Raw genomic sequence first — 24,476 nt, forward strand, 5'->3', positions numbered from 1 at the left:
TCGACGTTAAACGGTTAACCTCTTATGAGCTCCCAAACTTCGTCTGATTCGGCTTTCAGTATCCCGCCGCCCCTCACGGGCGTTGAGGTTGCTGAAAGCGGAGGAGAGACGACGTTGCACGCTGCACATGCCAGCCCACGGCGATGGCTCTATGCTGGGCTGCTATTGCTCGCATCGGTGGTGAATTACGTCGATCGGCAAACACTGTCGGTGCTCGCGGTCACGATGCAGCATGATCTGCATCTCACCGATGTGGACTATGGCCATGTTGTGCAGGCATTCCTGCTGGCCTACATGGTGATGTACACACTCTCCGGACGTTTGGTGGATCGTTTCGGCGCACGATGGACCCAGGGCGTGTTTCTTTTGGTTTGGTCGGTCGCCGATGCATGTACAGGATTTGCGCGGGGTTTCTTCTCGCTGGCCATGAGCCGTTTCGCACTTGGCGCAGCCGAACCAGGCAATTACACCGCCTCTCTGCGCGCCTCCGGAGACTGGTTCAACGAACGCGAGCGCTCCATTGCAGTCGGTATTTACAGCATGGGCGGCACGCTGGGCGCGGCGGTCGCCGTGCCGATTGCTGCAGGCCTCGCGACGGTCTTCGGATGGCGGTCTGCATTCTTCGTCACCGGAGCGCTTGGGGCTGTCCTGGCAGCAGTATGGATGCTGTTGTATCGCGACCCCGAAGTGCAGCATGAACGCGCAGCCTCGGTGCCTTGGCTCACTGTACTACGTCAGCCCCATATCGCAGTGCTGCTCATCACGCGCACCATGACAGATAGCGTCTGGTACTTCTTCCTGTTCTGGTCTGTGAAGTACATGCAGGACGCACACGGACTCACATTGAAGACTGTTGGCACCACGCTTTGGATTCTCTACGTGTCTGCCGACTTAGGCTCGCTTCTGGGTGGATTTATCTCTGGGAAACTTGTCCCACGTTTGGGCACACTGCGTGCTCGTTTTGTAGTCATGCTTCCAGTAGCTGCGTGCATGTTTGCACTTTGCACCGTGCCGCACTTGCATAGCGTCGGGGCAGCGATTGCCATACTCAGCGCATTGGCGCTATGCCATATGGCATGGATGACAAATGCCACAGTGATGACCCTTGACCTGTTTCCGCGCTCCATGGCAACGACTGTGCAAGGCATGATTGGCTCTGCGAGCGCCGCCGGTGGGTTGATTACAGCCGCCATGATTGGCTCAAGTATTCAGACACATGGCTATGCGCCTGTGTTTTACGGGTTGTGCATGCTGCATCCGCTGGCTGCCTTGCTGTTGTGGTGGCGCATTGGATCGCGTGCAGTTGCAGGAGGACAGGGATGAAGCAGCAGACGGAACAATATGACGTGGTGGTGTGCGGAGGCGGTCTTGCAGGTGTATGCGCGGCCATTGCGGCAGCGCGAGGCGGTGCCGCAACATGCCTGGTGCAGGACAGGCCGGTGCTCGGCGGCAACAGTTCTTCCGAGGTTCGCGTAACGCCGCATGGCGCTGCTGCATTTCACGCTTACGCGCGCGAAACCGGCATTCTCTCGGAACTCTTGATCGAGGAACGTGCTCAGAATCACGAAGAAATTTTCGAGAACGGCTGGACCAACTCCGTGTGGGACATGGTGCAGTACGACCTGGTGCAGCGCACGCCTAATCTGACTCTGCATTTGAACACCGCGGTGCTTGGCGTTGAGATGGAAGGGCGCACGCTAAAGGCAGTGCGCTGCCGCATTGGCAATGCGGAAGTAGACCTCACCCTGGAAGCAAAGGTCTTCATCGACTGCACAGGTGATGGCATGGTTGCAGCCGAGGCAGGTTGCGAATGGCGCATGGGCAGCGAAGGCAAAGCCGAGTTCAACGAGCCCCACGCACCTGCCGTAGCCAACGGCGACATCATGGGAAACTCGATTCACTTCCGCGCGCGTGACATGGGGCGTCCCGTCCCTTTTAAGCGACCGGAATGGGCTATGCATTATGACGATGCGCGTTTCTTCTATGACCAGGGCCGCCTTCCGAAAGAGATCCGCGGTGGCTATTGGTGGATTGAGATCGGCGTTCCCTACGACACCATTCATCAGGCGGAAGAGATTCGTCATGAACTTACGCGGCACACTTTAGGCGTGTGGGACTGGATTAAAAATCGCGACCCAAAGACGATGAAGCTTGCGGAGAAATGGGCGCTGGATTGGATTGGCCAGGTTCCCGGAAAACGCGAAAGCCGTCGCATCATGGGCCTCTATCTGATGAACGAATGGGATGCGATTCGTTGCACCGTTCATGAAGATGAGATCGCCTTCGGCGGATGGTTCATTGACATCCATACACCGGGCGGGTTGTTGGCTCCTACCAGCGAACCCGCGAGTGCAGAAGGCTATTCCGAGACAAGCGAATACGCGGCACGCTCTTATGCTGGCCCCTATGGAATTCCCCTGCGAAGCCTTGTGGCCAAGGACGTCGACAACCTGATGATGGCAGGTCGCAACGTGAGCGCTACACATTGCGCATTGTCCACCGTACGCGTAATGGCTACTACTGCATTGATGGGACAAGCTGCTGGTGTAGCCGCTGCGTTGGCTACTCAACGGAAGACTTCGCCCGCGCACATTGCAACGGTTGAATACAAACAGGTACAGCAAATGCTTCTACGCGAGGGCTGCTTCCTGCCCAATGTGCGTAATGAAGATGCGGGCGATCTAGCTCAACGTGCCACCGTCTCTGCGTCAAGCGAAGCAAGCTTCATGGGCGTGGGTCCGGAGAGTCTTGGCGCACATGAAGGTCTTGCCTTCTGGCGTGATCAGGCAGTGCCCCTGAGAGAAGAATTGCTGCAACGCCGTGGACAGTGGGTGGCTCTTGGTGGTGAGAAGTTACAAACGTTGCGTTTCTACCTGTCGAACACAAGTGAGATCCCGCAGCGAGTCTCTGTGAAGCTGATGAAGGTGCAGCACATCTGGGACTATCGCGTGGACGATGCGATGGAAATCTGCGCAGGTGAAGTCATTCTGTTTCCAGGGCCGAAGCAATGGATTGACTGGCAAATTCCTGCAGATGCTGCGTTTCACGAAGATGGCTACATTCGCGTGGATCTGTTGCCAAACCGTCATGTTCAATGGCATGTCGCCAACGCCGTGGAGCCGGGGCACGTGTCTGCGTTTGAAATGTCACCAGGCAAGATGCGCCGCTATTCAAGCGGTGTCACGCTCTCCATGCAGGTAGAACCACCACAGAGGTCGTTCGCCGCTGCAAACGTTTTGAGCGGAGTAACGCGCCCGCATGCCACCACCAATCTGTGGCGCTCTGATCCGAAACAACCGCTTCCACAATGGCTGGAGCTGGCTTGGGCAACACCGCAAAACGTTTCGGAAGCAATCCTAACTTTCCCCGGCCATCTACTGCGGGAATACCACGCGTATGCACCGATGTATCGCGATCCGCAGTGTGTTCGTGATTACGACATACAGATTCGCGACAACGAAAACTGGCGCACCATTGCTGAAGTTCGCGGTAACTATCAGCGAAGAAACGTAGTCACATTCGCCGAACCAATTCGCACAGATCGCATGCGCGTTGTAGTACTCGCGACGCCTGGCGATCCTTCGGCAGCGATCTACGAAATCCGCCTGTACTAACAGGTATTCGCGCCCGATACGTAACCTTTTCCGCGAAAACAAAACGGTCCCGAGAAAAGGTCTTGACAATGCATTCACAGTTTTTCTAATCTCGCCGCCGTCTAGTTAATCGATTAACCATGTCACTCCAAAGTTCCTTGATCACATCTCGAATCGTGCGACAGCAATGCCGATCCACTGCGATACTCCTGCTGTTTGCAGCAATTCCCGTTTGCTCTGTTGCGCAGAATCAAGGTGACTACACACTTCGATATGACCAGCCGCATCAAGTGATTCGCGGACTCGGATTTGAAATCCAAAGTGATTCGATCGCGTCTGGCAATGCGGGAATGCCCGAAGAAGTAATTGCTGTTCCGCATGATCTGACACCTGAGGAGAAGGTGCGCTTCGCCAAAGAGATGTTGCATGGCTTCCGCTATGCGCGACTGGCGATGGGCCTTTATTTACGCGGTCTGGATGCGGAACAAAAGCACATTGTGGAGCGCTATCCGGGACAGATGGCCGATCTGAAGCAGATGCAGGACCTGTCCGGCATCCAGGGATTCGATGTGGAGTACTGGTCTCCCGCGCCCTATTGGAAGCAGAACAAAACATACTATGGCGGACCCATTGCCGGGCATGACGCACAGTTTGTGAATCAGTTCAGTGATGCGATGGTGCAGGATCTTCGCTATCTGCAATCGCATGGGTTACACGTTGCACAGTGGGGTCTTCAGAATGAACCCGTGGTGGGTCATCTGAAGTCAACGCCCGGCGCCGCTGCTGGCACAGATAAAGGGCAGTCGTACTCTACCTGCTTCTATTCGCCTGAGGACTATCACACGGTCCTTGCGCCCACCGCGCCGAAGGTCCATGCGCTGTTCCCTGCTGTAGAGATTCATGCCCCAAGCTGGGATGGCCCCGCAGGCCTGTATGCCGCTGAGATTCGTAAAGATCCCGCGCTGCTGAAGCAGATTGATGCATGGACATGGCATCAGATTGGCCACAATTCAAATGACCAGATCACGCTGCGCGAGAAGTACCTGGCAGGTGCCGCAGGTAAAGCGGTTTACCAAAATGAATTCGAGTACCAGCCTTGGGACAAGAACATGCCAGTTGATGGCTATTTCATGAACACGGGGCAAGCGTTGATGAACTGGATGACGTTTGAGGATTCGCCAGTCTGGTACTGGCTTCATGCGCTGAAGCCTGTCTCGAATTTAGAAGCCACTGGATATGCGTTGGGATTCTGGCGCCCCGAAGGTGAGCTGAAAAACAACATTGCACCCCAGATCCAACCAGGTCATTGGGATTACAACCCGCACAGCTATAACGCGATTGCGGGATTTTTGAAGTATCTACCGTGGGATTCCACTCGGCTTGCCGTTGACGAGAGCGAAGTTCGTAATGACCAGCGCATTCTCGTCTGGCGCTCGAAGGACGGCCGATTGGGCGTCGCTCTTTCGAATAGAGGCACCGCGCCGTTCCAGTTCCATCTGCATGGAGTGCGTTCCGCTCAGCTTAGCGGACACCGCTACACCGTGCAGTCACGTGACGTTTCTCTTTCCAACAAGAAAGTATCTGCGGACCTCGTAATCACGGTGCCACCGCAGAGCTTCGAGTTCTGGATCGGGTAAGTAGCAATACATAGAAGAACGTAGACCTATCCTGGGGTGAAGGTATGTTGAAGTCCTTGAGGCAAACGCAACTGGCACGAACAGCAGTGCTGGCAACGCCCATTTTCCTGTGCGCGCTTCCGCTCTATGCGCAACAGGGAACGGGCAACATTTCTGGAACAGTACATGATTCCAGCGGTGCGGTGGTTCCGAACGCCACCGTAGACATTGAAAACGTTGACCGTAACGATGTCATCCATCTGAAGACGAATGACGCGGGCTTCTATAGTTCTCCGCCATTGAATCCAGGCAGCAACTACCGCGTGACAATCACTCGGGATGGCTTTGGAAAGTCAGTCATAAGCCATGTGATCGTAACCGTAGGCCAACGCGTGGATGAAGACGCGACTCTGACCGTTGGTGGCGTAAACGATACGGTCGTCGTCGAAGCCACACAGGCAGCCGCGCTCGACACGACATCCGCGACGCTGGGTGCCGTGATCGGTGAAAAATCCATCGAAGAATTGCCGCTGAATGGTCGTAACACCATCGCTCTCACGACGCTGACGCCGGGTGTTCGTATTAACACCACGGTGGCACAGTCCGGATTTGCGAACCGTGGTACAAATCTGTCGGCTATCTCGATCAACGGTTCGCCCACTGGATCGAACTCTTACATCCTTGATGGTCAGAGCAATCTTTCCACTACGACCGGCGAAATCGCAGTTAATCCAACGGTAGATGCCATCCAGGAATTTAAAGTGCAGAGCGGTGTCTTCTCTGCACAGTATGGTTTCACGCTGGGTGGTGTCGTCAACCTGGTCAGCCGTAGCGGTACGAATAGCATTCACGGCTCAGCCTATGAGTTTCTGCGAAATGACGTGTTCAACGCACGCAACTATTTCGCCCGCACCGGTGTGGTCGCAAAGCCAGTACTGCGTTACAACCAGTTCGGCGGAGCCATGGGCGCCCCAATTATCAGGGACAAGGCGTACATCTTCGGCAACTTTGAAACGTACCAGTTCAAGCAGGCATCGCCCCAATTTCTTAGCGTGCCTACTGCCGCGCAACGAGCGGGTGACTTCAGCCAACTGATCGACGCCAACGGCAACTTTATTCCGCTTTATAACCCTTACACGACGACCACCACCACCACAGGTGGCAACACGGTTTATACGCGTCAGCGTTATGCCAATAACCAGGTAACGAATCTTGACCCGGTCGCTGTTTCTTACCAGAACAACTTCTACCCATTACCGAATAACGTCCCAGCGACGGTTGCACAGCAGCGCACGAACACGAACAACTACCTGTTTAACGCACAGGGCCTGTCGCACATGTACAACGCATTGGGCCGTTTCGACTATCACCTCGGTGAGAAGGACACGCTTTTTGCGCGCTTTGCTTACTATCAGAACTACACTAACGGCGGTACGGGCGGCGGCACATACTATCCCAATCCAATCGTAGCCAACCGCTATGACACATACACCGCGGAAGAACTGCTCGTTGGAGACACGCACGTCTTCTCTTCCTCGCTGATCAATGACCTTCGCCTCTCCATTGAGCGCCAAGAGTTCCCTTTCCAGGCAGCCAGCGCAGGACAGAACTGGCCACAGAAGTTGGGTCTTCCCTCAAACGTTCCCAACTTTGCCATTCCTACAGTGAGCAACGGACTGCCGGGTTCCAATCAGACCATCGGCTTTCGTGCTTACACACTTCCGGAAGTTACAGATACCGTCAGCAAAGTCATCCAGCGGCATGCGCTTAGCTTCGGTTTCGACTGGCGTTATAACGCTGGTGCGAACCTGCAACGCAATACACCGTCCGGAACCTTCAGCTTCGCAGCCAGTCTTACCCAAGATCCATCCGGCACTGCTGCTGTTGCCGGAACAACAAATACCGGAAATACTTACGCGACGTTTCTTGCAGGCGCCGTCAGTTCAGCAGGCATCACCACAAATCTTGGCGAGTTAGACCGCGCGTTCAGTGTTTCTGGTTTCATTCAGGATGATTGGTCCGTATCTGATCGTCTGACATTGAACCTTGGCCTGCGCTATGACTTCCAGCAGCAGCCCTTTGAACAGAACAACGGCTACAGCAATTTCAATCCAACACTCACCTCTGGTGGCTATACCGGCATCATGCAGTATGCAAATACGCCAGGTGTAGGTCGCAACTTCGTTCCAGAGAGCTATCGTGATTTTGGTCCTCGCTTTGGCTTCGCCTATCAGCTCACGGGCGATGGCAAGACTGTGTTGCGTGGCGGTTTCGGCATTTACTATCCGCTGTTCTTTAACTCCATCTACACCGGCCAAACGAATGGCTTCTCATCCACAAGCACCAACTACAGCGCAACAACCAACCAGGCGGCCTTCCAGTTTAAGAATGGATTCCCTTATGACCCACTTCAACCTGGAGGCGCATCGTATGGTCCGCTTGGTTTCCTCGGCCAGGCCGTTGGCTATCAAACTCCGGGCGCGTGGAAGTCGCCTCAGTCACAGCAATACACATTGAGCGTGCAGCGGCAGATTCCGTACGATGTCGTATTACAGGCAACGTATGTTGGCAATCACGGCGTTCATCTTCCAGCGGGTGGTTGGAATATCAATTCGTTGAATCCTAGCTACTTCTCTCTGGGTAAGACATACCTGCAAACTCAGGTCGCCAATCCATACTCCGGTAAATTTGCGGGTTCACTCGGTGCAGCAACGGTGTCACGACAGACTTTGCTCAACCCCTTCCCCTACTACTCGAACATCAGTACATACAACGCGCATGTGGGCAACCTGCACGCGGACTATCTGGAACTGTCTGCACAGCGGCAAGCTAAGAATGGCCTGACCGTTCTCTTCGGATACACCATGGGCAAACTGCTCACGGATAGTGTCAATTCACCACTGGCATATCTGAATGGCTTGGCATCGAATAATGGCTATCAGAATCCCTACAACCGCGCTGCCGAATACTCTCTGGACCCGTCGGACGTTTCGCAGCGTGCCACAATCAGCGCCCTCTACAATCTGCCTTTCGGCAAAGGACAACATTTCGATCTTCATAGTGGCTTGCTCAACCGCGTAGTTGGCGGATTCCAACTCAACCTGATCGGCGTTTTCCAGACAGGTACTCCGCTCACCATTACGGGCGCAAACTCACAAGGCACTGCAACCCGTCCAAACTATGTTCCGGGTGTGAGCGTGGTGAATAAGTCTCAGAACATCAATGCATGGTTCAACACGTTGGCCTTCCAGAATCCGGATGACTACACCTTCGGCAACGTTCCGCGTACCCTGCCTCATGTTCGTGGACCGGGAACCCAGAACTTCGATCTCTCAATCTTCAAAACGACGGAGATCTATGGCCGCTTCAAGCTGCAACTGCGAGCCGAAGCATTTAACTTCCTGAACCATCCGAACTTTGGTATGCCAGGAACAGGATTCGGCGCTTCCACTAATCCTGTAGTGAACGGCAACGGTGTCAGTGCCGGTTGCCCTGCAGCAGGGGCGGGTGGCTGCAATACGAGCTCTTCCTTTGGTGTGATCAGTTCGGCTGCGGATGGACGTTCGCTACAGCTTGCAGGCAAGATCATCTTCTAAGGATTGGAAGACTGCCTCCCCACTTTGCAGGATGGAGAATCCCTTCTCCGTCCTGCTTTTCTTTACGGAAGAACACACAGGAGACTCAACAGATGAACTTCGTTCGTACCACCGCTGCAGCACTTGCACTGATGACATTTGCCAGCACAGCCTTCGCCGCGGAACGAATCTCACTGGATGGCAGCGGCTGGACTTTCAAGACAACACTGGATAATCCGGTTCCCGTAGAAGTTCCACATTGCTGGACCGGTACAGAACGGTGGCGTCATTACATTGGTTCGGCGCTTTATCAGCGCGATTTTGACGCGCCATCACTCAAACCCGGACAGGTCGTTCGTCTTCACTTTGACGCCGTGTACGACGTGGCAACGGTATGGGTCAATGGCAAGCGCCTGGGCACACACGAAGGTGGTTACACAGCTTTTGAATACGATGTGACCTCGCTTCTGAAGCCGGGCAAGAACCGCATTCTGGTAGAGACGAACAATATTCCAACGATCAGTTCGATTCCTGCGTTGGCAACTGGCAATCCTTCCTCCGTGAACAATGACGGCCGCATCACGGTTGTGGGTTGGCTGCCGTATGGTGGTATTGTGCGGCCGGTGAGCTTGCTGGTGACAGATGCAGTTTATCTTCGCAACATGAAGGTGGATGCGAAGCCTGATCTAAAGACCGGCGATGCCACCATCACTGTTCACGCATGGGCACACAACGGCGGCAACACCGATCACACTACCGACATTACGGGGACTGTGGCCGGACTGGCCGTATCGTTCCCTCATAAACGAATTGGTGCCAATGCCGACGAAGAGCTGACCTGGACCGGAAAGTTATCGCACGCCCATCTCTGGAGTGTCGCCGATCCTTTCCTGTACGACGCACACTTGCAGACGACCGGAGACGCGCTTGATGCGAAGGTTGGCGTGCGTGACATTCGCGTTGTTGGCACAGAGCTGCAGCTCAACGGCAAGACGGTTCATCTATATGGAGCGAATCGCGTCGGTGAAGATCCACTCGATGGATTGATTGAGTCTGACGCCACGATTGAACGTGACATGAGCGATATGCTGGCGCTCAACATGCGCATGATGCGCATTGCACATTATCCGCAGCCACCAGCGCTGCTGGATTTTGCAGACAAGCACGGGATGTTGATCATTCCTGAAGCCGGTAATTGGAACATGAGTTCGTGGCAGATGGCTGATCCTGATATTCGCCAGCGTTTCGAGAAGCAGCAGCAAGAGATGATCGAGCAGGAATGGAACCATCCATCCGTCATTGCGTGGAGCGTGGGTAACGAGTACGAATCCTACACTGACGAAGGAAAGGCATGGACGCGTGATATGCGCGCGTTTTCATTGAAGCTGGATCCCACGCGCTTGATCACGTTTGCCGATCGCTATACAGGCGATCCTGCAGTGAAGAAAGGCTCTGATGATGCGAGCCAGTACAGCGATTTCGTCTCAATCAACGTCTATGGCAATTACGCAAAGCGCTTCGACTACGCACACCAGCTTTATCCTGATAAGCCAATCTTTGTAACTGAATTTGGCAAGATGGGTGAACCGGGAATGCACGATCCAAAACGCACTGCAGACATCACCGATGCAGTGAATGCGATGAAAGCGCGTCCGTGGATGGTTGGCGGCTCCTTGTGGACGTGGGCGGATTATCGCTCATTCATCGGCGGCACACCGGACAACGGGATTCGTAGTTGGGGTGTGGTCGACTTCATGCGCCAGAAACGCGATAGCTACCCGGTGGTACAGCAGTTGTTTAAGACGGAACTTCCGTAGCCACTTCAAGCTGCTGTGGCAGGTGACCTTCTTCCCTGCTGGTATACACCGGCCACAGCAGCGTAATCGCAATGGGATGCAATACAGCCATTAAGCAAAACACCGGCGTGTAGCCGCCGTGCATTACGAAATAACCAACGGCTTCACTGGAGAGCATCCCACCAAAGCCGCTGCCCATTGCAACCAAACCTGCGGCCTTGCCCAACTGCTGCTGCGAATATAGATCCACCAACACGGCGGTCAGCGTAGCAAGCCACCCCATATGTGCGAATGCAATCAGTGCAGCGATCAAGATGGATGAAAGTGTTCCGGGAACGAATGCTGCAAGCGGACTCAAAGGAACAATACAGGCTGCTGCAAGCATGATGCGGCGATACGCAAGTCCCGGGCGCAACCCGGAGCGAATCATGCGTCCTGAGATCAGGCCGCCCAGCAACGTGCCAAGTCCACCACCTGCATAAACAATCCATCCCACTTTTGCTACCGAACCCAGCGGAAGGTGTCGTGCGCTGAGTAGATACTTCGGAAACCAGAACAGCAGGAAGTACCACACCGGATCAGTGATGCTGCGCGCGATAAGAAGCTTCCATGTTGCGGAGCGCCGTAGTACGGCCAGGGCGCTGGCCTTTGCAGGCTGCTGCGATGCAGCACTTTCGTTGCTGCGATAGATCCAGAACCACACAGGAACGAGAAGTAAACCCGCAACACCGTCCAAGAGAAAGATCGAGCGCCATGGAAGGTGTGTTGTAACCGCTGTGATGATGGGTAGCGCCACAATCGCACCTACTGTCGCACCCATCGTGTAAATGGAAATCATCAGCGGACGCCGCTTCTCATCGAAGGTTTCGCCGACAGCCTTCGGCGCAGCGACCCAAAGGCCGGGCTCGCCAAGTCCAAGGCAAAAACGGGCAAGACCGAGGAGCCAGGCTGTATGCACGAATGCGGTTGCAGCTTCCGCTAGCGACCACCAGCCCACGAAAAGCGCCATGGAACGACGCGTTCCAAGCCGATCGGAGATGAATCCTGAGATGCCATAGGCAATTGCAGAGGCGAACAGAAAAAGGCTAACTATGTGCGCATAGCCCTGGTCATCCAGATTCAAAAGCGCCTGCATGCGCGGCGCTACAACGGAAAGACTTTGCCGGTCAAAATAGTTCACCAGCGCAATCAAAAAGAGCCACACCACCAATTGCCACTGCCGCGCGCTCATCCGGCTGTTCTGCTTCTCCACAGCGCTCTCCTGTTTTTACGATCAGTAGCAACGAACTTCAAAGATCGCGGGGATTGCATCACCATGACCCACAATACTTATGGCGAGCTCTCCAGTCGTGATTGGCTCTGCAAGATTTAGCGTGTAGCGCGTCTGATGGTTCTCTTTCACATGCGCCAAAACTCTATCACCCGCACGAACTTCAAATGCCGTAACGCATGCTGGCATAACGCGTTCTGGATGGCCCATCAACACGGATTCCATTGGATGATCAAAGTCCGTGTCGAAGCCAAGCACAACCTCACGGATGGACTGAGGTTCATCCCACGTTAGTTTCAACGTAGGCTGTGAATCATCCTTAGCAGGCAGCCATGCATTCGCGCCGCTCCACGGGCGTGCAACTCCGTTGCGAACATTCGCCGCAGTGAAAAGATCAAGCGCTGGCTCAAACTGCATGGCAAGGTTGCGTGCTTGTGGTCTGCGCGTGGGGAGCCAGAACGCGAAGGTGTCTACCCCTGAACCTTCCGGCGGCGACTGTACCAAGCTTTTCGCAACTGCTTTATTCATCTTCTGAGCTAACGTCAGAATTCCCGTTACTTGCTCGGTGCTCAAGGCAACAGACACATCTTCGTTGGTATGCAGAATGGCAAACGCGTGAGCCTCGTTGGACATGCTTGCTGAAAACGCAATCACTGCCTCCTGCTCGCCTTCCTTGAGTGTGACGGCCAGTGCGTCTACCCTCACGTCAGGAGTGGTGTTGCCGTCGCGACTGCTGATCCACAACTCACAACGGAGTTCGGTAGTTGCCTTTGCTCGCGCAGCCAATGTAAACCGTGGCACAGCACCAGCAAGCAGCGGCACTAAAAGAGCCATGGGCTGTGACAGTGTCTCCCATTCACCAGAGGGCTCAAGCTCAGCGAGTTTCAGCGTGGAACTGCTCGTGATAATTGCACTCTGTGTCTTGTCCTGAGCATCCTGCAAACGCACACCGGGAATGTGTTGACCGTGTGCGAGCAGGACTTGCTGCAGTCGAACCATGTGCGCTGGTTGTGTCAGATCACGCGGCAGAAGCCGTTCGCTTTTGCAGACCACGGCAGCCATGCCCACTGCTTGTGCACTGTGAGCGCACGTGGCCATCACTCGCGTAGAACCAAATGCGATATGGGAAGCCGAGAGAATGCGACCCGCAAGAAACAGGTTGGGTACATTGCGGCTGTACATGGTGCGATACGGAATGGTGTAAACACCTTTGCTATGCCACTGCGTGCAACCCGGCTGTGAGCTATAGACACCATCCGGCGGATGCAGATCGACAGCCCATCCGCCGAAGCTAACAGCATCGTCGTGATGGCGTTGTTCAATCACGTCCTGCTGCATCAGCATGTAGTCGCCTTCAAAACGACGACTTTCACGCTTGCCCGGAATTGTTCCCATCCATTCGAGCGTCAGCGTTTCTGCTTCTGGAAATTCACCGGAGTTCTTGATGTAATTCCAGACTCCGTACGCGACCTTCCACAGTTCGTACTTGATCTCTTCCGTTTCGTACACCGTGTCACGGGCTCCGCCGTATTCAAGCCACCACAAGCGGCATCCTGAATCCGTTACACGCAGTTCGCGAAAGCGCGGTATCGCGGTAATATCCTTCAACGCGAATGCAGGAGGCACATACTTCACGGGCCTGCCGGTATCGCGTGTGTAGAAGTAAAGCGAATGCCCCAACAGTGAGTGATCCTCTGTTTCAGGAGCCAATAGCTCACCGAACTCCGCGCGCGATTCCGCCCCCACACGGAAGGCTGCGCCGGCAAGGAATCCCAGGATGCCGTCGCCAGACGCGTCGCAGAAGAGCGGCGCTGTAATGTTGTAGCGAATCTGATTCTGACTGCAGAATGCACTCACACTTGTAATGCGGCCGTCTCCGGCTTCTGTCTCTGCGGAATCCACTGCGGTGTTCAGCAAGAGTGTGATGTTGGCTTCACGTAGCGTCCACTCGAGCAGAATGGAATCAAAAACAATGGCATTCCCTTCCGGGTTGCGCCACATGTTTTCCACCAGCAACTCATCGATCACGCCGCCTTCACGTGCCCACCGATTGTTGTTGCCCATGTGAGATGTTGCTCCCAATACCCAAAGCCGCACTTCGCTCGACGCATTCCCACCAAGCACCGGCCGGTCTTGCACCAGAACGGTCCGTACGCCCTGCCGCGCAGCGGTAATGGCGGCGCAGACGCCAGAAAGTCCTCCGCCAACCACTATCAGATCAGCGTCCATGGTCTGCTGGCGCAAAGTCCTCGGTCCAGCCGTCGTACTAGCCCCAGTCGCGCCGATTGTGTCTTTCAGTTCATGCATACCGTCATAATCCCGTCTGTTCGAGGAGGAAAAAGAGCTTGTCAAGCTAACGTCGAAGAGAGTACATGTTAAACGTTAAACCTGTAAAGAACCGGGCGGATTTTGATATCGTTTCATGGCCGCCCGTTGGAGGATTGAACTTGCTTCCTTTTCGTTCCTCGACAGCGATTATGGCTGTCGCCGTCCTGCTTCCTTTCAGCGCCATTGCTCAGAGCAATATCCAGCTTTCTTCCTCCGGGATTGTCTTTCATGCGGAGCGTACGGGCGCGCGCTTTTCGATTGACAGCAATGGCAATAAAACGGTCGCGGCTTCGCCTGCTGCCGGTATCTTGATCAACGGGAGTCCGTTGACTCTCACAGATAGCTGCACGGCATCTCCCTGCACTCTGCACGGCAAGACGTCCGCCGGCGGCCTGGCGACTCTCTCGATCCGTATTGAGCCTCACCACGTCGCTATGACCGTGCATCCAGCGCACGAGGGAGCGGAAGTGCGATTCATCACAGCTGGCGCATCGCCTGCGTATGGATTGGCAGATCACGCAGCCGAGCAAAAGCAATTCTCCACGCTTGAGAACAAACAATTCAATACGGATGTAACGGGGTTCAAAGACGATATTTTCCTATCTGGCCAGGGCCTTACGCGGCTCGTCAGCAACTTCATCATTTATCCGAAGCAGGGATTTGCGGAAGTCTTGATCGATCCGTACCGCAAAATTGTGCACACCAGCGGCAGTGAGATTGTTCAGGGTGTCGAACATGCGCATGGCGATGTGCGCATGCATTATTTTTTCGGTGATCCGCATGCAATTTATGGAGCGTACCTAGCCGCAAGAAACGCCGCGGGATATCGGGTTATGGTGCCGAAGTATGCCGCTTTCGGTGTGGGTTGGGAGGCATTTGGCGCACTTGGCTGGGACACCAATCAGAAGACGGATACAGAGAGCATTGATCATTACCTGAAGGACGGCTTCCCTCTTCGCTGGATTGTGGTCGGTTCCGGCTTCTGGCCCTCGCAACCCGAATCCATGCATGAAACCACGTCTTTCGGCTACTGGGATAAAGAAAAGTATCCCGACCCGCGCGGCATGTTCCAGCACTTCAAGGAAGAAGGACTCGTGTCGATGCTTGGTCTTCGCATCACCTTCATCACGACGGGCCCCTACTCTGATGAAGGCGTGAAGCATGGCTATTTTCTGAAAGATGCAAGCGGAAAAGCGGAATCCTTCACCGGCGGCTGGCCCAAGATGCCGTATTACCTTCTGGACGCACACAATCCTGCTGCTTTGGATTGGTACATGGGTCTGGTCAAGAAGTGGCAGGACTATGGTGTGAGCGGATGGAAAGAGGACTTCTATGGCTATGGAAAGTATCCGCTACGTGATGACAAGGTAGATCCAACCAATGACCGACTGATGGCGCAAAATCAACTCATTATTGAACGCAATGGTTATCTCTCTTCGAACGGTGATCTGCACCGCATCAACGACTTCAACTACAACCAGGATCAAGATCGCGGTCCGGTGAACGCGCTCGCTCTGGCCTATGCAGGATTTCCGCTGGTGTATCCAGACATTGTTGGCGGTACGTTCGGTGAAAGCCACTTCAACACACAGCGCACGCCGCAGATGGAGACCTACATGATGCGCAACGCCATGTGGGCCTCGCTGCATAGCAGCATGGGTATGGGCGAACCACCGTGGAGCTTCCGTCCTGGAGTCGCTAACGTGATGCGCAAAGCGGCACAACTTCATGACCGCATCTCACCCTACTTGTTCCAGTACGGACGACGCTTTGCCGCTGACGGCTATCCGTGGACCATGACGCCACTGCCCATCGCCTACCCGAATGACAGCGCCGTCTACGCCCACGAGAATGCAACAGATCATCGCTATGAGTGGCTGATCGGCGAAGCATTATTGGCGGCCCCCTTGTACGGCAATGACTACGCCACTGCGACTACACGAGACATCTATCTTCCCGCGGGTGAATGGATGGACTTCGAAACAGGAACTCTTTATAACGGCAATCAGCTACTACGCGCCTTTGCGTTACCAGTGGATAAGATTCCTCTATTTGTTGGAGGCACTGGGATCACGCTGGAAAAGCAAAACAAGGATATCTTCGCCTGCATCTATCCTGTCGCTCGCAAGGGTTCTACTACGTTGTCACTGCCAGACGATCCACGTCCGATCCGTGTAACCGTTGCCGCCCCGCTGAAGGGCGCACGCAACATCGTAGTGAAGGATCGTTCGGGGAAAGAAGTTGCAATTAGCAAGGCGGGATTCGGGTACAGTTTCCATCCTGTAGCCGGCGAGTCCTATACGGTTACCACTCGCTGAGACGAACCTGGGTGAATAGATCATCAACCTACTTACCCAGGTTGCACATAACTTCATCTCAATGCCTTATTGTCCGGGAAAGATTGTCTTCCAATCGGATTTCATATCAATGACCGTCCAGTGCTTCTCACCGGCTTCATCTAACGCTTTATCGAGAGTTCCCACTTTCGACGCCCTATCGTAGGCGTATTCTCGTACCGCATCCGTGTGATGCACCAATGCCCCAAACCGCAGACCATTGCCTGCAGTGGTGTACTCCAGCATCTGCTGATCACCATCAGAATTCCCGAAAGCGGCAATCGGTCGCTTGCCGATAAATCGACCGATATTGACTGGCTTTCCTGGGCCGTCATTCATCGAATCAAGCTGCGGCAAACGCATTAGAACAGCGGCCCCTCCGCTGTTCACGAACGCTGTCTTCATCTGCGTTCCGATAACATGTTCGCGTGGAATGCCATAGGCTTTGTCTGTCCAAGGGCGCATAAATTCCTGTTCACCACCGGACACAATGTAGTTAGTAAAGCCGTTCGCCTGAAGATAGCGAAGAAGTTCCACCATGGGCTGATAGATGCATTGAGTAAATTGGCGCTGGAAGCGCGGGTGTTTTGCATTCAGCATCCAACTTGTCACAATCCCATCAAACTGTTCATCCGTCATGCCGGTATGAGTAACTGCGAGCAACTCTGCGGCCCCATTCTCTCCATCTGCCGCAAGTGCCTTTTCATCGTGATTCAACACTGCAGCAAAGGGCTCTTTCTTCTTCCAATCCGGGTGGTCCGCTGCCATCTGTTGAATACGGGTTTCGGTGAAGATGGCCTCGGTATAGATGGGCTGCTCTACCCAAAGCGTTCCATCGTTATCGAACGTGGCGATTCTGTCTTCCAACGGAACGAAGTTCGGGCCTTTCGCCGTCACCTGACCCACAAAATCAACGATGGCTTTCTTCGCTGGGCCGTCGTTCCATGACGGTAATGGGTCCACACCTGCAGTCTTTACATCAGGTGAGCTCTCACATCCCGATAACAGTAGGCTGCATGCCAGAACAACGGTCGAAACTTTAATCAGCATAATGCTCGCCTCATCTGGCTTAGGATTTTTTGGACACCTGTTTCTGAGGCTCTCTTGCAGACGCCATGGATGCATTCGGCGCGGCGTTTCTTACACAGCGAAATCCGAGATGATTTGTTCCGGTATCCGCATCGCCCTTGCCGCGAGTTCCCAACATGTAGCGCGAACAGTACTGATCCGTACAAAGATATGATCCGCCACGGTGAACCTTTTTCTTGTGTCTTGGCTCAGAAGGATCCCATGATGAATCGGGGCCCTGGGGATTGCGAGTGACTCCGCCTTGCGCACTTAACTGCTTGTAATAATCGGGCCGATACCAATCCGAGGTCCATTGCCATACATTTCCCGCCATGTCATATAAGCCATAGTTATTGGGAGCAAAGTGTTTCACCGGAGAGGTTCCAACATAACCATCTTCACCAGTATTTGTGTCGGGGAAATGTCCTTCATGAGTGTTGGCCATCCAGTGTTGATGCGGACGAAACTCGTCGCCCCACACGTAGGGTTTCCCCGTCAGTCCACCACGTGCCGCGAACTCCCACTCCGCTTCTGTCGGAAGACGCTTCCCCGCCCACTTTGCATAGGCTTGTGCGTCCTCGTAGGCAATCTGCACTACGGGATAGTCTTCTTTACCAGCGATGTTTGAGTTTGGACCTTGCGGATGTTTCCAGTCTGCGCCAGGAACATAACGCCACCACTGAAAGTAGTTATCGAGCGACACAGGATGATCCGGAGGCGTGAAGACCACAGACCCTGCAACGAGATTTTCCGGAGGTGCACCGGGATAGTCTTCTGCGCGAGGCTTTCGTTCCGCAACGGTGACGTAGCCAGTGGCCTTAACGAATTTGGCGAACTCCGCATTGGTTACGTCCGTCTTATCCATGTAAAAACCATCGACGTAGACCCTGTGAATGGGACGCGAATCATAAGTTGCTTTCATGCCAACGTCGTTGGTTCCAGCAGGTGCCTGCGCTCCCATTGAAAACTCACCTCCCGGAATCCAAGACATTTCCTCAGGAGTTGTACTGGATGGTTTGGCGGTATTTAAGACAGTCAGTTGGAAGGCTGGCTCGTTCTTGCTGCTTTGGCCTTCACGCCGCATGGCGTCAGGCTTCTCTGTATCGGCCTTCGCGCTTTCAGAGGGAGGGGTATCGTGTCCATCTTCAGAAGCTGCAGGCACCGCAACGATGGCGTTGACAGGTTTTCGAATCACAATTGCAACCGCAACAGCAGCAACCAACAACACTCCGCCAAGAATGTACGGCGCCGCCCCCGTTCTGGCTTGCCTTTTAGAAGCGGACCTTTTCGAAGCTTTCATGGGGCAACCTATTCCATAGACTTTGCGGGCTAGCATGCAAAGACATTCGTGCTTCAGGTATCGCAGATCGGGCAGAGGCGCCGTACTGTCACAAGTGACAGGTAGACAATGTCAGATCAGGCATGTCGGCACGCTCCTGCACTACTCTCTTCCGATGATCCATTGATAGTAGGCATTTTCTGGGTCGACGCTTGCGACGCGACGAATTGCTTTCTCCCACGTTGTCCTATCGCCCGCATACGCGGCCAGGCCCGCGGTATAGAAATCGAAGAGTGCAGACTGCCTTTGCTTGACCTCCGCATTGAGTTCAGCGTTCGAACCGATTACAGGAACCTCGGTTCTAAGGTCAAGCAGTTTCGGCAACACGTGGGTGATCTCATCCTGACGCACCCACGGCCCGTACTCGATACGTGGATGATCATCCGTCACAGGGTTCGCCTCACCCGCGAACCGTTCCAGGCCGGAGCGGCCTGTGACCCATGTTGCCAGAACCGCAGCGGGAGAATCGATGCCAACTCCCTTCATACTTGCTGCCACGCTTTCTGGTGCGAACCGCTCCTGCAGAGCGTGGATATCAATGCGTATCGGCTGGGGTGAACCTACTAACAACATTTCGTGCAACTCCGTGGTCCAGAGCGTTGCATAAGGAAACGCATCCAGAAAGCTGCGTACCAATTCACGCGTTTGCTGTTCGTTCTGCGTTGCGATGGGGAGCCACTGTGCGAGGATTCCATTCTGATTCAGACGTTTTTTGGCCAACTCGTAAAACTCGAACGAGTAGAGATTTGCAACACCCTGTGCAGAAGGAGGCGGCGGCTCCAGCGTAATGACGTCGTAGAGCTCATCGCTATGCATCAGTTCCTGACGTCCATCCCGCACTCGGATGTTCAACCTGGCGTCGTTCCAGGCGTTATAGTTTTCCGGGAACATTTTCCCAGCACGCACAATAGAGGGCAAAAGTTCTGCACACACGCGCGTTGTCAGGCCAGGATAGCGAAGTGTTTCACCAGCTGTGATGCCTGTACCAAATCCAACGATCATCACAGACCTTGGCTCACCGTTGTGTATCAACAACGGGATCATCGTCTGCAAACGCATGTAACGCATGGATGGCATAGCATCACCGGAGTTCGATACACCCTGCACGAACAGGCGACGAAATACGTTGTCTTTAGATCGTTGTTGGGCCACTGCAACCGTCGCGCCGCGTCCCTCTTCATAGAAGACCAGTGCACCACCACCACGCGTGAGCAGCAGCAGATTTGCCAGACGGTTCGCGGGAGTTACCGCGGCTGCAACCATCGTCGATAGAGCAATGAACCCTACGACCAACTTCATCCAGCGACGCCGGGCAAAGAGCGTTGCGACGGCACCGATCGCCGCCGCGACGATGGTAAGTAGTGAGAGGGTTCGTACAGCGCCCAGCATTGGAATCATCACGAAGCCCGTGATCATGGTTCCAACGATTCCTGCCGCTGTGTTCGCGCTTAACGCGTTTCCAACAGCACTGCCTGCGCCAGACTTCCCAGTGACCAGTCTTAGAACGACGGGAAATGCTGCGCCCAACAGAAGCGTTGGAAGGAATACGAGTCCGACACCTGCGGTTGCGAAGCTTGCATACATGCGCAAGGCGTCTGTTCCCGTTGCTTGCAGGACAAACTCACCAATCCGCATCTGCGTAAGCACTGTCCAGCGACCCATCACAGAAAATTCCAGCATGGAGATCAGCCCCGCGCCGCTGATGAGTAGCCCGAACGTGCCCCAGGAATCCTGCGCGCGCTTTACCAACCGCGAGCCGAACCATGCACCGAGCGCAAGGCCGGAAAGATACACCGCAAGCACAATGGAAAAGGCAAATGCGCGTGTACTTACAAATTGTGCGATGGCCTGGGACCAGACCACTTCATATCCAAGCGCAACTGCGCCGGCAAGCGCGTACAAGATGAGCGGAAGATGAGATGGAACGATTGAAGACGCATGACGTTTCTCTGTCACGACTGCTTTCTCCGCCTGTTGTGTCATCTCCGTTCGTTGTTGCCACACCACAGCATACGCGATGAGATTGAGAAGCGCCGCGACAAGTGCAGTGCCGCGAAGGCCAATCCACGGGATGAGAGCAAAGCTCGTAATCAAAACACCGACGATGCCACCCGCCGTGTTAGCGGTATAGAGGAAACCACCGTCCACCGCCATGCGCTGAGATGACGATCGCATAGCACGGACGGCAACAGGAAGGGTCCCTCCCATGAGCAATGCAGGCATGCTCACAATAACAAAGGGAAGCACTAGAGCGAAGAAACCGACGTGGTCCTGCAGCTTCGCATACACAACTGCCATTGATGACAGCAGAAGGGTGACGGTTAACGCCGTTGCAGCAATGCTGGCTTCGAGAATTGCGTAGAGACGAAGGGGAGCTCCTACGCGATCGGCCATTCGTCCGAAAAGGGCACTGCCGCCTGCGATTCCTGCGAAGAACGCAGAAACTGCAAGGGTGATCGCATAAACTTCAACGCCAACCACCAACGAAAGTTGACGTGCCCACAACACCTGAAAAATGAGGGCGGAGACACCTGAGAGAGCAAGTGCGACGATGAGCGTGATGCGCTTCGGATGAAACGCAGATGTTGCATCCGTAACTTTTTCCTGAATAGCAAGCATCGTTGCTGCCGTCATACGTTCTCCGTGAGAAGAAAATTTGACCGGACAAACCCGTGATTGCGATTTGTCCGGCCAGGAAGAGGGCTACACACTATGTACGACTTCTACCTTGCAACTATTTCTTCTGTGCTGCCGCCTGCCTTGCGGCCTTCACAATTATTTCGGGATCAATTGTGAAGCTGGCTGGCGGCTGGCTTGGTGGGTACTCTTTGAACGTCTCTACAAAGTCGCCTGCGGCCAACTGTCCTTGAATTGCGAGATATGCATTGTGGACCTGCCAATCGTTGTATTGGTCAGACGACATATCAGCACGTTCATAAGGATCCATGCGCAGGTTGTAGATTTTAGGAATGCGAAGACAGACAAGCGGGTTGGACCATACCTCATATCCGCCGGGCCGTCTTTGTTCGCAAAATACATACTTCCAGTTATTCACGCGCACCCCTACAAGAACCCCATCGTCGTCAAAGTAGAAGAAATTCTTGCGTGGTGAGTGTGCCTCTTTGCCTTCGAGATACGGAAGGATGTTGTAACCGTCCAGATGGACCTTGTGGGCCATGCCGCCTGGCCCTGTCCCTTTAAGCAACTGCTGCGTGATGTTTGGATTTCCTGCAGCAGCGACCAGTGTTGGGAACCAATCAAGACCAGAGACAATCTCGTTGGACCACTGATCGGCCTTGATGTGCCCGGGCCAGCGAATGACCGCCGGAACACGGAAGGCCCCCTCGTAGTTGGAGTCCTTCTCATTGCGGAACGGCGTCATGGCGGCATCTGGCCATGTGAACATGTTTGGGCCATTATCGGTGGTAAACAGAACAATGGTGTTGTCCTTGATGCCAAGGTCATCCACCTTCTTCAGCAGTTTGCCGACATTCTGATCCATCTCCCACATGCCATCGGCATATTCGTAGCCTTTCCCAAGACCGGCTTTCCCGATGTAATCCGGACGCACATGCGTGAAGATATGCATGCGCGTGAAGTTCATCCAAGTGAAGAATGGCTTGCCTGCCTTCACCTGCTTATCCATAAAGTCCATGGCAGAACCAGTCGTCTCATCATCGATGGTTTCCATTCGCTTGATGTTCAGCGGCCCCGTATCTTCTACCTTTCCATCCGCATAGCTGTGCAGGACACCGCGCGGGTTATAGACCTTTAGGAAAGTCGGATCATCGGTGGGCCAGTAGGGCATCTCTGGCTCTTGCTCGGCGTTCAGGTGATAGAGATTGCCGAAGAACTCATCAAAACCATGGTTGGTAGGGAGATATTCATCGCGATCGCCGAGATGATTCTTTCCGAACTGTCCGGTCGCGTAGCCAAGCGGCTTCAAGGCTTCTGCGATAGTGATGTCGCGTTTCTGGATACCCACAGGTGCGCCCGGAACGCCCACTTTAGAAAGTCCGGTGCGGACCGGAGACTGGCCCGTTATGAAAGAAGAACGGCCCGCCGTGCAACTATTCTCCGCATAGTAGTCAGTGAACGTCATGCCCTGTTCACCAATACTGTCGATGTTCGGCGTTTTATACCCCATGACGCCATGGGTATAGCGACTAACGTTTGCCTGCCCTACGTCATCTCCAAAGATGACAAGGATGTTCGGCTTACCGGCTTCCGCGCTTGCGTCTCGCGCCAGGCCGCCTGCTAGCGTCACAATCCCGAGCATGCCGCACACCCACCGCAGCATTTTCTTCTTCGAAAGCATTGCACGTCTCCTTTTGAAGAGTTCACCCTGCACACGCGAACCGTTCGGCACCGTCCGGGAGCGCACTGTTCGGCAATCATAGGAGCGAGGCTGGTGAAACTCACACTGTCAGTTCCGACAGTGGCTGCCACTTTTCCTTCAACGCACAATGAGGAACCATGAAGCACTCCCTGATGGAGGCTTTCAAGAGGCTTGGACCTCGCACAAACGCAGTTGCCGGGAAATGCTCGGGATTGGAGAAAGCGTTTTGTCTCCTCGTGAAACCATTGTTGGTCTCAGTAAGGACATAGGCCGCACCGTACTTGGTCAGGAAGCCATGATCGAACGGCTATTGATCGGCCTTCTGGCCAACGGGAACCTTCTGGTGGAAGGACTTCCAGGTCTGGCCAAGACGCGCGCTATTAAGAAGCTGTCCACGTTTCTTGACGCTGGTCTCTCGCGCATTCAATTCACACCAGACCTCTTGCCGTCAGATATCACAGGCTCGGAGGTCTACTACACGGCAGAAGGCAGAGGCGAGTTTCGTTTTCAACCTGGCCCTGTCTTCAACAACCTCGTACTGGCCGACGAAATCAATCGAGCGCCGGCGAAAGTACAGGCGGCTCTGCTGGAAGCGATGGAAGAACGGCAAGTGACAGTCGCAGGAACAACACATCCATTGCCCCCGTTGTTTCTTGTGATGGCGACGCAAAATCCTATTGAACAGGAAGGCACGTACCCGTTGCCGGAGGCGCAGCTTGATCGTTTCCTGATGCATGTTTATGTGGACTATCCAGCGGAAGCGTCCGAGCGCGACATTATGCGTCTGGTGCGCGATGAGGAGCAGGAGGATGGCAGTTCTGCTCATGCAAGCGCCACGACGCAGAAGGTTTCCCAACAAACGATCTTCGACGCACGCAAGGAAATCCATGCAATCCATATGGCAGATGCTGTGGAAACGTACATTGTGAACCTGATCCAGGCCACGCGAACACCGGAACGTTACGACAAAGATTTACGCAAATGGATACAGATAGGCGCGAGTCCTCGCGGAACCATTGGACTGGATAAATGCTCTCGCGCCTATGCATGGCTCAAAGGGCACGACTATGTGAGGCCGGATGATGTACAGGCCATTGCGCATGATGTTCTGCGCCACCGCATTCTGCTGACTTATGACGCACAGGCAGAGGGCATCACCGCGAATGCAATCATCGATAAAGTTGTGCAACTCGTAGCAGTTGCTTAAGAGAAGTGC

The 24,476-nt window shown here is 54.3% G+C and carries 13 protein-coding genes; 7 read left to right on the top strand and 6 right to left on the bottom strand.

Going from position 1 to position 24,476, the window contains the following annotated elements:
• The first annotated feature begins 24 nt into the window (after positions 1–24).
• From M504_RS05850 to M504_RS05870, 5 genes are all read left to right on the top strand, one after another.
• Positions 25–1,323: an MFS transporter gene (locus M504_RS05850; RefSeq protein ID WP_084214140.1), complete on the top strand. Its 1,299-nt coding sequence runs from the start codon at positions 25–27 to the stop codon at positions 1,321–1,323.
• A complete protein-coding gene (locus tag M504_RS05855; RefSeq protein ID WP_047488995.1) occupies positions 1,320–3,614 on the top strand; it encodes an FAD-dependent oxidoreductase in 2,295 nt (764 codons plus the stop codon). The genes M504_RS05850 and M504_RS05855 overlap by 4 nt, the downstream gene beginning before the upstream one ends.
• 329 nt (positions 3,615–3,943) lie before the next feature.
• On the top strand, positions 3,944–5,230 hold the full coding sequence (locus M504_RS05860) for a hypothetical protein (RefSeq protein WP_156993578.1): 1,287 nt from the start codon (positions 3,944–3,946) through the stop codon (positions 5,228–5,230).
• Between the two features lie 44 nt (positions 5,231–5,274).
• Positions 5,275–8,805, top strand: coding sequence for a carboxypeptidase regulatory-like domain-containing protein (locus M504_RS05865; protein ID WP_047489001.1), 3,531 nt, complete (start codon positions 5,275–5,277; stop codon positions 8,803–8,805).
• 92 nt (positions 8,806–8,897) lie between these two features.
• A complete protein-coding gene (locus tag M504_RS05870; RefSeq protein ID WP_052200457.1) occupies positions 8,898–10,601 on the top strand; it encodes a glycoside hydrolase family 2 protein in 1,704 nt (567 codons plus the stop codon).
• Here the strand turns inward: M504_RS05870 and M504_RS05875 are convergent.
• Together M504_RS05875 and M504_RS05880 are read right to left on the bottom strand one after the other, a co-directional pair.
• Complete coding sequence (locus tag M504_RS05875; RefSeq protein ID WP_052200458.1) at positions 10,582–11,832, bottom strand: MFS transporter; 1,251 nt, start codon at positions 11,830–11,832, stop codon at positions 10,582–10,584. The two genes, M504_RS05870 and M504_RS05875, sit on opposite strands and share 20 nt — an antisense overlap.
• A 21-nt stretch (positions 11,833–11,853) precedes the next feature.
• Complete coding sequence (locus tag M504_RS05880; RefSeq protein ID WP_084214142.1) at positions 11,854–14,157, bottom strand: FAD-dependent oxidoreductase; 2,304 nt, start codon at positions 14,155–14,157, stop codon at positions 11,854–11,856.
• 140 nt (positions 14,158–14,297) lie between these two features.
• Here M504_RS05880 and M504_RS05885 point away from each other — a divergent pair, with 140 nt between their 5' ends.
• The gene (locus M504_RS05885) at positions 14,298–16,496 is read left to right on the top strand and encodes a TIM-barrel domain-containing protein (protein ID WP_198137533.1); all 2,199 of its coding nucleotides are present in this window, start codon (positions 14,298–14,300) and stop codon (positions 16,494–16,496) included.
• Positions 16,497–16,562: 66 nt separating this feature from the next.
• Here the strand turns inward: M504_RS05885 and M504_RS05890 are convergent, their stop codons facing one another.
• The 4 genes from M504_RS05890 to M504_RS05905 form a co-directional block, all read right to left on the bottom strand.
• On the bottom strand, positions 16,563–17,564 hold the full coding sequence (locus M504_RS05890; protein ID WP_047489010.1) for an HAD family phosphatase: 1,002 nt from the start codon (positions 17,562–17,564) through the stop codon (positions 16,563–16,565).
• 19 nt (positions 17,565–17,583) lie between these two features.
• On the bottom strand, positions 17,584–18,777 hold the full coding sequence (locus tag M504_RS05895; protein WP_232296172.1) for a formylglycine-generating enzyme family protein: 1,194 nt from the start codon (positions 18,775–18,777) through the stop codon (positions 17,584–17,586).
• Between the two features lie 246 nt (positions 18,778–19,023).
• Positions 19,024–21,555, bottom strand: a complete 2,532-nt coding sequence (locus tag M504_RS05900) for a fused MFS/spermidine synthase (RefSeq protein ID WP_232296173.1) — start codon at positions 21,553–21,555, stop codon at positions 19,024–19,026.
• Positions 21,556–21,655: 100 nt separating this feature from the next.
• Positions 21,656–23,239 carry an arylsulfatase gene (locus tag M504_RS05905; protein ID WP_198137534.1) on the bottom strand — a complete coding sequence of 528 codons (1,584 nt, stop codon included), beginning with the start codon at positions 23,237–23,239 and terminating at the stop codon, positions 21,656–21,658.
• 247 nt (positions 23,240–23,486) lie between these two features.
• Between M504_RS05905 and M504_RS05910 the strand changes: the two genes are divergently transcribed.
• The gene (locus tag M504_RS05910; RefSeq protein WP_047493707.1) at positions 23,487–24,467 is read left to right on the top strand and encodes a MoxR family ATPase; all 981 of its coding nucleotides are present in this window, start codon (positions 23,487–23,489) and stop codon (positions 24,465–24,467) included.
• The last annotated feature ends 9 nt before the right edge of the window (positions 24,468–24,476 follow it).

The sequence above is a fragment of the Terriglobus sp. TAA 43 genome (genome assembly GCF_000800015.1).
Lineage (GTDB): Bacteria > Acidobacteriota > Terriglobia > Terriglobales > Acidobacteriaceae > Terriglobus.